Annotated in this window: 11 protein-coding genes; 4 read left to right on the top strand and 7 right to left on the bottom strand. The window is 51.4% G+C overall.

Annotated features, from left to right (window positions below):
• The first annotated feature begins 223 nt into the window (after positions 1-223).
• Positions 224-1,549: a glycosyltransferase gene (locus tag AC27N8_RS03650; protein WP_487064045.1), complete on the top strand. Its 1,326-nt coding sequence runs from the start codon at positions 224-226 to the stop codon at positions 1,547-1,549.
• A 92-nt stretch (positions 1,550-1,641) separates the two neighbouring features.
• Here the strand turns inward: AC27N8_RS03650 and AC27N8_RS03655 are convergent, their stop codons facing one another.
• On the bottom strand, positions 1,642-2,472 hold the full coding sequence (locus AC27N8_RS03655; protein WP_487064047.1) for an inositol monophosphatase family protein: 831 nt from the start codon (positions 2,470-2,472) through the stop codon (positions 1,642-1,644).
• Positions 2,473-2,516: 44 nt separating this feature from the next.
• Entirely contained in the window at positions 2,517-5,642 is a 3,126-nt protein-coding gene (locus AC27N8_RS03660) for a tetratricopeptide repeat protein (protein WP_487064049.1), read from the bottom strand.
• 174 nt (positions 5,643-5,816) lie between these two features.
• Here AC27N8_RS03660 and AC27N8_RS03665 point away from each other — a divergent pair, with 174 nt between their 5' ends.
• The 3 genes from AC27N8_RS03665 (at position 5,817) to AC27N8_RS03675 (ending at position 8,475) form a co-directional block, all read left to right on the top strand.
• A complete protein-coding gene (locus AC27N8_RS03665; RefSeq protein ID WP_487064051.1) occupies positions 5,817-6,419 on the top strand; it encodes a TetR/AcrR family transcriptional regulator in 603 nt (200 codons plus the stop codon).
• Positions 6,420-6,497: 78 nt separating this feature from the next.
• Positions 6,498-6,944: a nuclear transport factor 2 family protein gene (locus AC27N8_RS03670; RefSeq protein ID WP_487064053.1), complete on the top strand. Its 447-nt coding sequence runs from the start codon at positions 6,498-6,500 to the stop codon at positions 6,942-6,944.
• 289 nt (positions 6,945-7,233) lie between these two features.
• Complete coding sequence (locus tag AC27N8_RS03675) at positions 7,234-8,475, top strand: MFS transporter (protein ID WP_487064055.1); 1,242 nt, start codon at positions 7,234-7,236, stop codon at positions 8,473-8,475.
• 151 nt (positions 8,476-8,626) lie between these two features.
• On the opposite strand, the gene AC27N8_RS03680 is transcribed toward AC27N8_RS03675, so the two are convergent.
• From AC27N8_RS03680 to AC27N8_RS03700, 5 genes are all read right to left on the bottom strand, one after another.
• Positions 8,627-9,466 carry a class I SAM-dependent methyltransferase gene (locus tag AC27N8_RS03680; RefSeq protein WP_487064057.1) on the bottom strand — a complete coding sequence of 280 codons (840 nt, stop codon included), beginning with the start codon at positions 9,464-9,466 and terminating at the stop codon, positions 8,627-8,629.
• Between the two features lie 272 nt (positions 9,467-9,738).
• Complete coding sequence (locus AC27N8_RS03685) at positions 9,739-9,981, bottom strand: hypothetical protein (RefSeq protein ID WP_487064059.1); 243 nt, start codon at positions 9,979-9,981, stop codon at positions 9,739-9,741.
• A complete protein-coding gene (locus AC27N8_RS03690) occupies positions 9,966-10,196 on the bottom strand; it encodes a hypothetical protein (protein ID WP_487064061.1) in 231 nt (76 codons plus the stop codon). Before AC27N8_RS03690 ends, AC27N8_RS03685 begins: the two co-directional genes overlap by 16 nt.
• Before the next feature lie 64 nt (positions 10,197-10,260).
• Complete coding sequence (locus tag AC27N8_RS03695) at positions 10,261-11,016, bottom strand: carboxymuconolactone decarboxylase family protein (protein WP_487064063.1); 756 nt, start codon at positions 11,014-11,016, stop codon at positions 10,261-10,263.
• 78 nt (positions 11,017-11,094) lie between these two features.
• Positions 11,095-12,060: an aldo/keto reductase gene (locus AC27N8_RS03700; protein WP_487064065.1), complete on the bottom strand. Its 966-nt coding sequence runs from the start codon at positions 12,058-12,060 to the stop codon at positions 11,095-11,097.
• Positions 12,061-12,085 lie beyond the last annotated feature (25 nt).

Raw genomic sequence — 12,085 nt, forward strand, 5'->3', positions numbered from 1 at the left:
CTCTCTCTTGCCCATGTATCGGCCTGTCAGGGCCGCTCCCCCAACGAAAACACCTTACAAAAAATTGAAGACTTCTTCATCAGATCTTTATAGCGCTCCTGCTATACTCGGACCGAATGAGAAGGGGAAATCTAATCGCGGTTGCAGGCTCAACGAGGAGTGTCTATTCTCATTCACTGGCCTTCCCCGCAACTGCTTGTAGAAACGTATCCAGAGGCACAAAATGAAAGCACCTCCTGAAGTTAAGGATACAGCCCCTTACCTTACTGAGTCCTTTATGGACACACGAGCTCCGGCCGCATTGCGCGACCGTCCTGCGTGGTTCAGCATAGTACGGCAATTGACGCGCTTTGGAGTGGTTGGGAGCCTGAATACCCTGGTAGATTTGTTACTCTTGAATGCGCTGCTCTGGCTCTTTCCCACCCAGAATCCTGTGCTACTAGCTGCATGGAATTCACTGGCGTATGGCCTGGGCGCCATCAACAGTTTTGTACTGAACAAATACTGGACCTTCGGTCACAGGCAGCGCACAACATTTGCCGAGCTAGTTCGCTTTGCCCTTACTACCTGTTTTGGCATGCTGGTCAACGATATTTTTGTCTGGGGAATTGGAAAAATACTATTACCATTGATTACCAATCCCACACTCTGGACGAATGTTTCCAAGATTCTCGCCATCTCAGGTTCTACATTTATCTCCTACCTGGGAATGCATCTATGGGTGTTTACCAGGAAAACAGAAAGGCATGAAACGATGGATAGATCCTCTCTTCAAACCGCCCGTCATTCAGGCGAACCTGCACACACGAGCATTGCTGGTTCTTCCCAGAGTATCTCGATTGTGTTGCCGGCTCACAATGAAGAGCAGATTATCGCCAGCACTGTCACCTCGGTTCTGACTACATTGCAAGGCTGGCAACGGGATTTTGAAGTGATTGTCGTCAATGATGGCAGCACTGATAACACAGGCGAGCAGGTTGCCGCTCTGGGACAGACCCACCCGGAAGTACAGCTGATAACACATGAGGTCAACAGAGGATATGGCGCAGCTCTGGTCAGCGGCTTTGCCGCAGCCACAAAGGATCTGACATTCTTTATGGATTCTGATGGACAATTTACGATCAGTGATCTTGCCACATTTTTCCCTTTTATTGAGCAATACGATGCCGTCCTGGGCTATCGTCATAAACGCCAGGACTCATGGATACGCAAATGCAATGCCTGGGGATGGAAACAGGTGATTCGCTTGATGCTGGGCGTGCAGGTACGAGACATCGATTGTGCATTCAAGCTGTTCCATACCCAGATTCTGCGTGAGCATCCCCTGGAAACGGGAAGCGCACTGATCAACGCGGAACTCCTCTACAAACTGATGCGATCTGGCTATGCGTGGAAAGAAGTAGAAATCCATCATCTCCCTCGCCAGGGAGGAAAAGCCACAGGAGCGAATCCGAAAGTCATTCTGCGAGCCTTCCGCGATCTCTTCACCTATGCTCAACGCTGGAAACAAGAGGAATTCAAGAGCAAGCAGACCATATTGACACACTAAACCATAGACAGATGCGGTTGTATCCAGGCAAGTCCCTCGTCGCTGTATTGGCCACGCTGGATCATGAAGGATACAACCGTGAGAGTCAGGGATTAGACAGATCCAGCCATCATACATGTCTTCTGCCAGGCAGCAATAATATCCTGGAGCTGGCTGTGTACAGCCTGAGGAGCAGCACAGAAAGTGAAGGTCTGCTCCACTTTCGTGAATGGATGCATATAATCAACTGGCTGACCAAAGAAATCCGTGTAGAGAAATCCAGCTTCTTCAAGCACAATCTGCTGCGCCACGTTGTCCCAGATTTTATTCTGCTTATGCAGAAATCCTCCATAGACGCCCTTCACAAGCATCGCCGTGTCAAAGACACAATTGCTCGCAAGCACACTCCTACACGCCAGCGTAATTTCTGCGAAGAGTTCACATTCTTTTCTGGTTCTGTCCGGTTCCTCTGGATATCCATCGATGCCATAGGCAATCAAGCTTGAAAGCATTTGCTGATCATTTTTCACCTGCATGCGTTGCTGGTTGCAGTAAGCTCCCTGTCCCTTCTCGGCACTATAGATCTCGTGAAAAGCAGGCAGCGCGAAGCCGCCAGCGATCGCTTCATGCTCTCTCAGGAGCCCCACCATACAGCCATAGAGCGGACTTCCCTGCGCAAAATTGCTCGTTCCATCGATAGGATCAATCACCCAGGTGTAGGGCGATCGATTATCAATGATGCCTGCCTCCTCATCGATGATGTTATGCGTTGGATAGCTCTGATGGATTGCTTCAATAATGGCCGTTCCGATCTCCAGATCAGCCTCAGTCACCACCTGCTGATTGTCACCAGATTTTGTCGTTGAAGAGACCTTCCCAAAACGGTCTCGCGCTATGTGAGAGGCGCTTTCGAGCATCTCGATGATATGAACTCGATAATCCATGTGTCCCCTTTCCTCTGAAGAGATTGTGATACTCCATAGAACCCTCACGCGTAGCGTCCATCGCGAATCGCTCGTACTCGCTCGTACAATGCATTTGACTCAGTCTGCTTCCCCTGTACACGATAGATTCCCGCCAGCGCAGAAAGATTTCGAGCAATATCAAAATGTGATGGCCCCAATTTCTTTTCTTTCATAGCCACTACTCTCACGTACAATGACTCCGCTTCTGCATACTTCTCCTGGATCTTATAAAGCTCCGCCAGGTTATCCAGAGTGGTTTCCGTGCGGATATGGCTAGATCCCAACTCCTGCTCCTGGATGGCTAATGCTTGCTTATAGAACTCTTCCGCTTCCGCATACTTGCCTTGCATTTGAGACAAAATCGCCCGAATACCTGGATTGATGATGCTTGAGGAGTCCTCTGCACCGTCGCGGATGATCCGGGCTCGCTGCTGAAGCGCCTCCACAGCGCTATGCTTCTCCTGCAACGCATAAAGTTCCATCAGACTGTTCCGGCTGCTCGTTGTGCCAGGGTGTAACGATCCCAACTTCTCTTCGCGGATTGCTAACGCTCGCTTGTACAACTCCTCGGCTTGTGCATATTTCCCCTGCTTCTGATAGAGTTCTGCCAGATTATTCAGGTTGCTGGCTGTACTGGGATGCGATGCTCCCAGTTGCTGTTCGTGGATGGTTAACGCTCGCTGATAGAGTTTCTCTGCATCCGGATATTTTCTCTGTGTATGGTAAAGGACCGCCAGATTGTTCAGGCTGCTCGCCGTCTCAGGATGAGTGCTTCCCAATTCTTCTTCTCGCATCGCTAACGCTCGCTGATACAACTCCTCGGCTTGTGCATACTTCCCCTGCGTCTTATAGAGAACTGCCAGATTATTCAGGCTGCTCGCTGTCTCAGGATGCGATAGCCCTAATTTCAACTCTCGCATCTCGAGTGCCCGCTGATATAGATCCTCCGCCTCCGCATACTTGCCAAGCACCTTATATAGTAGCGCCAGATTATTCAGACTGCTCGCGGTATCTGGATGAAGGGGCCGTAGCTTCTCCGCTCGGATTTCAAGTGCTTGTTCATAGAGCAATTCTGCTTCCTCATACTTACCCTGTGCATAATAGAGGGCTGCTAGATTATTCAGGCTGCTTATTGTCTCAGGATGTGATATCCCTAGTTTAAATGCCCGCATCTCAAGCAATTGCTCGTAGAACGGCCCTGCCTCCCTGTACTTACCCTGCATATAATAGAAAAGCGCCACAGTGTTAAGCCTCCTGACAACATCTGGATGCAGGGATTGTTTCTGCTCATCTGCGATCATTAGCGTTAACTCCTGCAGGTACAACGGCTCCGCTTCCGCGTGCTTCTTCTGCTTCGAATAGATTTCCGCCAGATTATTCAAATAACCTCTTGTCTCGGAAGAGGCTGGCCCGGAATTATCTTCGCTGGCAGCAACCAGGCGCTTGTACAATGGCTCCGCTTCTACATACCTACCTTGTAATTTGTAGAGCTCTACCAGGTTGTTCAGACTACTAGAGAGTTCAGAATAATATGGATCCGATTTTTGGGTGCAGATAGATAGCGCCCTCTGATACAACAGTTCCGCTTCCCCATATTCGCCTTGCTTCAAATAGAGTTCTGCCATGCTATTCAATGTGCTGATAATAGAGTAATGAGTGGGTCCCAGCTCCTCTTCCTCGATTGCTAAGATACGCCGGTACAACTCCAGTGCATCCGTGTACCGGTTATCCTGGATAGCATAGAGATCCACGAGACCATTCAGGCTGCCTGCGATATCAGGGTGAGTGGGTCCCAACTTTTCTTCATAGATCGCAACAGCTCGTTCATACAACTCCTGCGCATCTGCATACTTATCTGAAGCATCGCCAAGCCATGCATACCACTCGTAGAAAGTAGCAAGAGAAACAAGACTGCTGGCAGTCTCGAGATGAGTTGGCCCCAACTCATCTTCTTGAATAGCTAGCATTCGAAGGTACAACGGCTCCGCCTCTGTATACTGATCACTATCGCAGTAAAATCTTGCCAGTGCTTTCAGGCCCCTTATCGTCTCGGGATGCAGGGGTCCTAAAACCTCTTCCCTAATCGCTAACGCTCGCTTGTATAAAGGTTCTGCCTTGTCGTAATCACACCGATCCCGATAAATTTTTGCCACATTATAAAGAATGTTGACATTCTCTAAATGAAACGTTCCCAATCTCTCTTCCTGGATGATTAACGTTTGCTCGTAGATCTCAAGTACGCGCTCGCACAATTTTTCAGACTCTACATGCTTCCCTTGTGATTCATAGAGTTCTGCCAGTGCATTTAAATGGGGAATGATTTCCGGATGGAAAGGTCCTAACTTTTCTTCCTGGCTCGCTAGCTCTCGCTCTTGAATCGCCAGTGCTCGTGCATACAACGGTTCTGCCTCATTATATTTACCCAGCCTGCTGTAAATTCCTGCCAATGCATTTAGACGACTGGCAATATCTGGATGGGAAGGTCCCAACTTCTCTTCGTAGATTGCGATGACCCACTCATATAGCAGTACTGCTTCTTCATACTTCCTCTCGTGACGATAGAGTTCCGCCAGTGCGCTCAAGCTGTTCAGGATATCTGGATGGGAAGGCCCCAACTTTTCTTTATAGATTGTGATGGATCGCTCATAGAACTGTATCGCATCTTTATATCGCCGCAGCCAGTTGTAGAGCCTCCCCAAATTATCCAGGCCGCTGGCTAAATCAAGATGGGTCGGTCCCAGATCCTCTTCCTGAATCGCCAGTGCTCGTTTGTACAACACTTCTGCTCTATAAAGCTTGTACTGCATCTCATAGAGTCCCGCCAGATTGTTCAAACCAGTAACAAGCTGTGGATGAAAAGGTCCCAGTTGCTCTTCCTGAAGAGCCAATGCTCGCTCATACAACGGTACTGCTTTCGCATACCTCTCACGCTCAGAGTAAAATCGCGCCAGATCATTAAGGCTACCGACAATATCCAGATGAGTCGGTCCTGACTCCTCTTCTCGCTGCGAGAGCGCTCGCAGATATGACATCTCCAACTGCTCTTCCTGGTTCACAGGAGATGAGGAAGCACTACTAGCATTGGGAACTCTCTCTTGTGCTAATAGATTTATATGTATCGATGATGATTGGGGGTCAGACGTGTCCATGTCATCCTTCTTCCTAGCACTGCTGAAGCGCTTTCAAGCGCACTCATATTCTACAATAATAACGCATTGAGCTCGCTTAATTCCCACGTCGCCGCATCATTTGATTCGATACATTTATGAATGACTGCAATTTTACAATTTGACAAATGTGGTAAAAAATGTCATAATGTTCTTATGTCAACACCAACAAAAAAAATAAACGATGCAGCGACCCGCCGGGCAAGCATTGTGCAAGCAGCTCGCTGGTGCTTTCTCCACTTCGGCTACGGGAAAACGTCGCTCGAAGATATCGCCAGGCGAGCCAATATCACGCGCACGCTCCTTTATCGCATGTTCGAGAATAAGGAGGCGATCTATCTTGGAGTCTTCGAGGACTGGTTGGAGACGCGTTATCCGGCAGCTACTCAGGTTGCAACTGGTCCAGGGAGCCAGGTCGAGCGCCTATCCAAACTCTGCGAGGTGATGCTGTTGGAACCATGGGCCGAAATCGAGGGAGCACCGATGGCGTATGAATTCCACGATGTGTGCGAACGTATTGAGCCTGAGATGGAGGCTCGCTATCAGGAAGTCATGCTCCAAAACGTGGAGGCGATCCTGGAGAGCAGGGAGTTGGCCGAAGTGTTCTTGCTTGCTCTCGATGGCGTCCAGGGAGATATGCCGACCGCTACCGTGCTGCGACGGCGCATTGCATTGCTCATTGATCGTTTTGCGCAGTCCACTGATCTATCCTCATCGGAAGCTGGATCAATCCCGGATCATACTACCGAACAATCATGAGAACAGCAACCTCTACAAGCGGTTGTCAAACATTGTGACAGCACTTTGCAAGATCACAAACCGAAAGGATATTATAGAATGAAGGCCGAACAAGATTTAATCGCTCAGCAACAGATTATCGCGACAACTATTACCATGGCCGCCTTGACTGATCGTAAGGAATGGGATGCATTACCAGCAGCCGTATTTACCGATGAAGTCACAGCGGACTATACTGCATTAATCGGAGGCGAACCATTTACTGCGGTACGAGCAACTGACCTTATAGCTGCCTGGAAAGGGGGAATGAGTGAATTTACCGCAACTCAGCATCTCGTCACGAATCACGAAGTCGTGATCGCCGGAGATAATGCAGAAGTACGAGCCTACTTTCAAGCCACTCATTGCAAGCCTGACCATACTTTATGGGTGGTGGGGGGACGCTATCAATACGCCTTCCAGAAAGTTGCTGATGAGTGGCGCATATCCGCTATAACATTGATCCCGATATGGACACGCGACGAGAAGAATACGTATGTTCATTGACACTGATGTGGTCTCCATGCTATCATCTCGCTGATGAATAAAAGATATCTATTCCCCTCCAGCGGTGTAAAACCGCTTTTGTCCGTGTAAGCCCGGCACTTTTGGCTTACACGGCTGTTTGTAAATAGCGCTCTCTGCTCACGCGCAACGCTGATCGCGTTGGTGCGCGGATGTGCGTTGCCTTCATCCTGCGATGTATCTCAGCCTCGTGTTGATTGGACCGCGCCCTGGCTGCCGGGCTCCTTTTCCTTCCCTTCTTGCTGAAATACGTTGAATGAAAGGATGTTTCATGTCCAACACGGACGTTATTCCATCACAAACCGTTTCCCTTTGGCGCAATCGCGACTATCTTTTGCTTTGGCTCGGCAACGCCGTCTCCTCGCTCGGCACGTCATGCACACAGTTCGCGTTTCCACTGCTCATTGTGGGACTGACACATTCGATTGCTGCTGCCGGACTGGCGTATAGCCTGGGACAGCTTCCCTACGTCCTGTTAAGTCTCCCTGCCGGGTCGCTGGTGGATCGCTGGCCGCGCAAACGCGTGATGGTGCTCTCTACCTTCGGCTTGATGGTATGCGTGGCGAGCATTCCCCTGGCGCTGAGTCTTTCCAGCGGACCACTGCGGCTGCTTCTCCTCTACGCCATCACCTTTGGCCTGGGAACCATTGCGCTTTTCTACGAGCTAGCCCAATTTGCAGCACTGGCATGGATCGTGCCAAAGAGCCAGCTCACCACGGCAATCGCACAGAACGAGGTGATAGTTGGCTCCAGCGCGCTTGTCGGACCCGCGTTAGGTAGCTTGCTCTTTAGCATCAGCAGGCTACTCCCGTTTGTCACCGACGCGCTTTCCTCTCTGATCTTGCTCTGCTCATTGCTCTCCATACGCTCGCCCATGCAAGGCGAACAGAGGACGGAGCGTCATCACCTGCTCTTAGAGATACGCGAGGGCTTCGTCTGGGTGTGGTCACAGAAGGTCATACGCTCGATCTTCCTGATTTCCAGCTATGTCAACCTCACCATTACGGCCAGCGTACTTCTCGTCCTGGACATTGTGCAACAGCAACATATCCCGTCGGTGCTCTACGGCCTGATCGTTGCAGCTGGCGGCATCGGAAACCTGCTTGGCGCTGTGCTCTGCCCGCCTTTGCAGCGGCGCATACGCTTTGGCCTCGCGTTAGGCGGTGCCCTGCTCGTGTTCGTGATGCTCTGGCCGCTCTATGCCTTCATCACAACGCCGCTGCTGTTAGGAATCGTCTTCGCGGGCATCGCTCTCTCTGACTCGATCCGCGCAGTCTTCATGGACAGCTATCGCATCGCTGTCATACCAGATACCTTGCAAGGCCGCGTCAGGAGCGTCTATCACGTGATCTTGTTCAGCGTCCTGACCATCGGCTCCTCCGCCCTCGGGCTGAGCCTGGAACATCTGGGCGTGTTGCCAACCGTAGGTATCATGTGGAGTGGCCTGCTTGTAATCACTGGATTTCTGTTTCTCTCACAGCACATGCGGCAAGCCACATTCCCACAAAAGTAAATCTCGTTTGCTGCTGATACTTAGAGTGAGACTTCTCTCCTGTAGTTCCCAGGATTAAAGGGGAGAGAATTAAGAAGGAGGTTTTAAAGAGGCTTTGAGGTATGAGCTTGCTTCCAACTACGAGAGCAGCTCATACCCAGAACAACAAATCTTATCTGGTCCCCACACCCAACAATAATTCTGCCGGAGCCACAAGGCCATGAGGTCCCTCAAACTGGCTCAATGCCTGTCTCATTTCAGCCAACAATTGCTGCTGCTCCTGGGAGCTGAGCTGCTCCATTACATCAGCGGTCAATCTACGTGCCGTCGATTGCAGGAAAGCATCGAGTGAGGCGTAATGGGACTGAAATGGGAGAGTACGCGTGCTGACCTTGTCAAAGCCAGCATCCGTGAGTTCACGTTCATAGACTAGCGGATCAGAGAGAGCAAAGGGACGCAGTCGATGAGCAGGTGCTTCTCGCGCATATTTTGACACAATGGCAAGCGGCAATGAAAAGAGAGGATTGTTTTCAGGTGCCGACCAGATCAGCGCGGCAAGTTTCCCGCCTGGTTTGAGGACTCTTTGTATCTCCTTCAACGCAGGTTGCAAGTTCGGTATGAGCATCAAAACAAGGCGGCTGATGACAGCATCGAAAGTATTGTCTGGTAGGTCAAGCTGTTGGGCATCCATGACGAGTGTCGTGATATTGGTCAGTCCCTCCTGCTGCGCGACACGCTCAGCGATGCCCAGCATTTCCGCAGAACTATCGGTTGCCAGAATAGAGCCGCCTGGTCCCACTATCCGTGCCGCAAATATACTCTGATCTCCGGTGCCTGCTCCAATGTCAAGGACGTGATCTCCCAACCTCAGTCCCGCTGCTTCTAGCATGCATTGCGTCGCTTCCGCCATATCTTGCCGACGCCGTTGGAGATCCTGCTGCCAATGTTCGGCTGTCTCAGATGAACTCCACAAGCTATGCTGCGACATTTGTCCCTTCTCCTTGTTTGACATGTATTTTTCCTCCTTATCTTATCAGTTCTCTGCAATTGACCTTGTAAGTGTTCAAGCTTTTCCTCAGATCGAAGGAGTTCCAAGCATGATAGTGAGATCCTCGGGCTCTGTAGGTTCACCGATCTTGTTGCTAATAAAGCCTTGGAGATCAGCAGCGTACGTGCAATATGTTTCCGCCAGCCAGTTCAAGCTATCCTGGCGACGCGATTAGTGAGAGAACGGCATAACGCTTCCAATCATTCCTTTCTGAGATTCTCAGGTTTTTCACTCTATTATACAGGCAGGAGGGCGTGACAGCCAAATTGAAAAGGAGGAATTGATGGAGGTAAACAAAGCATTTTCAGCTCTCTCCCACCGAAGGAGGCAAGCCAGCCAACGTAGCGGCGCGGCTCCGCCGTGCTGTCTGTGACTCGTATGATCCGGCCTGGGAGCGTCTCACAATGGAACGCGATGGGCAACGTGGTCGTGCGTGTAGTGACAGCACGGCGGAGCCGCGCCGCTACGTCGGTGAGCATTGACGCCTCGTGCAAGGGGTCATTCCGACGTTGCCATGAGGTTTGACGGTGTAGTAGCGGCGTCGGCCTGGCCACGCCGACGGGTGGGGCTCGTATGACATGCTCACCAGGGCACGTCGTCCAGTTCGGCGAGGCGAGCCGATGGCTAGCTTGATCGTACGGGAAGTGGTCGACGTGTCATCCCATAGCACCTCGAACACATCTTGGACACACATCTTTGATGCCTCATTTTGTCGCGTGGTACGTTCCGTTAATGTTGTTACTACTTGCTGGCGGCACTCACGACGCAGTGGCCTCATTAATAGCACGCAGCCCGTTCAGTGTGCGCGGATAGCCGATGAACGGCACTAGCTGTGTCAGAACATCGATCAGTTTCGCACGATCGTTGCCTACGTGGAGGTTTGCAGCAACGTGGCCCTTCACTTGAGGGTCGCATCCGCCGAGCGAGACGAGCATGCTCAAGGTAATGAGCTCACGTGTCGGTATGTCGATGCCAGCGCGGGTAAGATGGTCGCCGAAGCAGTTGGCCGATAAAAAGCGCTGGATGTGCTGCTGATCGGCAGGCGCAGAGGCGTACAGCTTCTCGACAGCTTCATCACCGACAATCTGCTTTTGGACCTTCAGGCCCTTCTGGGCACGGGTCTCAGGCGTGGTTGTGGACTGGCCCACCAGAGGCAGTGAGATACCGTGCTCAGTAAGTACCTCATTCGTGGCGTGGATGAAATCGAAGACCTTAGCCATGCCCACATAGGGCACAGCCTGATAGACAATCTCCTTAATCTCTTCTGGAGTCACCCCAACTGTGAGCGCGGCACCAACCATGACACGGTACACACGTAGCGCCTGGGAGGCGATCATTGCCGCCAGTTGGACCATCAGTCTGGTCCGCATATCCAGATCGCTATGACGCAATACCTCATCGAAAGCAAAGTTATCGAAGGTTTCAACGAGCTCCGGATCAGTTACTGCCAGGGTAGAGACGTGTCCCGGAAAAAGCTCGTTGTGGTTTTTTTGTGCTCGCTCGTTAGGTTTCATATTTGCATCCCTTCATGTTTTGCCAGTTTTTGAAAACAATGCCCTACACTAAGACCAATCCGCTCATGTTTTTCCGCTTTAGTAGCGGTCTCCCAGGACGGTGATTTTGGAGATGGCATTGTCGATCTCCCCCAGATCACTTTTGGTGAGCTCGACATTTACCGCACCGATGTTTTCCTCCAGGCGTTCGATCTTGCGGCTGCCCGGAATAGGAACGATCCACGGCTTCTGAGCGAGTAACCAGGCAAGTGCGACCTGCGCTGGCGTTGCTTGTTTCTGCTCTCCGAGCCGGGCCAGCAGGTCAATAACGGTCTGATTGGCTTTGATGGCCTCCGGTGTGAAACGCGGATTGCGGCTACGCAGGTCCGAGCTGTCGAAGGTGGTATTTGCGTCGATCTTGCCCGTCAGATATCCCCGACCAAGCGGGCTGTAAGGCACGAAGCCAATGCCAAGTTCCTCGCAGGTCGGCAGCACATCCTCTTCTGGACTCCGCCACCATAGCGAGTATTCACTCTGCACGGCCGTCACCGGCTGGATGGCGTGAGCACGCCGAATGGTCTCCGCAGGGGCCTCCGACAATCCGAAATGTTTCACCTTGCCTTCTGCAATCAGCTCCTTCACCGCGCCGGCCACATCCTCGATGGGAACGTTCGGATCAACTCGATGTTGATAAAAGAGGTCGATGGCATCCACCCTGAGGCGCTTAAGCGATTCCTCGGCAACCTGCCTGATGCGCTCCGGACGACTATTGAAACCTGTCCATCCGGGACTTCCATCGGCGTTCAGTTGAAAGCCAAACTTCGTGGCGATTACCACCTGCCCTCGAAAGGAGGCCAGGGCTTCTCCCACCAGTTCTTCATTGGTAAATGGTCCGTAGACCTCGGCCGAGTCGAAGAAGGTGATGCCACGGTCCACCGCCGCATGCAGAAAATTGATCATTTCCGGCTTATCGCCAATGGGTTTATCCCCAAAGGTCATACGCATGCAGCCAAGCCCGAGGGCAGAAACCTCCAGACCGCTCTTGCCAAGTATACGTTTTTGCATTGTTTTTTCTCCTCCGAATCAGCTC

It is taken from the genome of Dictyobacter sp. Z7_2 (assembly GCF_057551105.1).

What these genes read in the sequence shown, in the direction of transcription:
- AC27N8_RS03675 (WP_487064055.1), top strand. Translation starts at nt 7,234, where the DNA reads ATGTCCAACACGGACGTTATTCCATCACAAACCGTTTCCCTTTGGCGC.
- AC27N8_RS03690 (WP_487064061.1), bottom strand. Translation starts at nt 10,196, where the DNA reads ATGTGTGTCCAAGATGTGTTCGAGGTGCTATGGGATGACACGTCGACC.
- AC27N8_RS03670 (WP_487064053.1), top strand. Translation starts at nt 6,498, where the DNA reads ATGAAGGCCGAACAAGATTTAATCGCTCAGCAACAGATTATCGCGACA.
- AC27N8_RS03685 (WP_487064059.1), bottom strand. Translation starts at nt 9,981, where the DNA reads ATGCTCACCGACGTAGCGGCGCGGCTCCGCCGTGCTGTCACTACACGC.
- AC27N8_RS03655 (WP_487064047.1), bottom strand. Translation starts at nt 2,472, where the DNA reads ATGGATTATCGAGTTCATATCATCGAGATGCTCGAAAGCGCCTCTCAC.
- AC27N8_RS03700 (WP_487064065.1), bottom strand. Translation starts at nt 12,060, where the DNA reads ATGCAAAAACGTATACTTGGCAAGAGCGGTCTGGAGGTTTCTGCCCTC.
- AC27N8_RS03660 (WP_487064049.1), bottom strand. Translation starts at nt 5,642, where the DNA reads ATGGACACGTCTGACCCCCAATCATCATCGATACATATAAATCTATTA.
- AC27N8_RS03665 (WP_487064051.1), top strand. Translation starts at nt 5,817, where the DNA reads ATGTCAACACCAACAAAAAAAATAAACGATGCAGCGACCCGCCGGGCA.
- AC27N8_RS03695 (WP_487064063.1), bottom strand. Translation starts at nt 11,016, where the DNA reads ATGAAACCTAACGAGCGAGCACAAAAAAACCACAACGAGCTTTTTCCG.
- AC27N8_RS03650 (WP_487064045.1), top strand. Translation starts at nt 224, where the DNA reads ATGAAAGCACCTCCTGAAGTTAAGGATACAGCCCCTTACCTTACTGAG.
- AC27N8_RS03680 (WP_487064057.1), bottom strand. Translation starts at nt 9,466, where the DNA reads ATGTCAAACAAGGAGAAGGGACAAATGTCGCAGCATAGCTTGTGGAGT.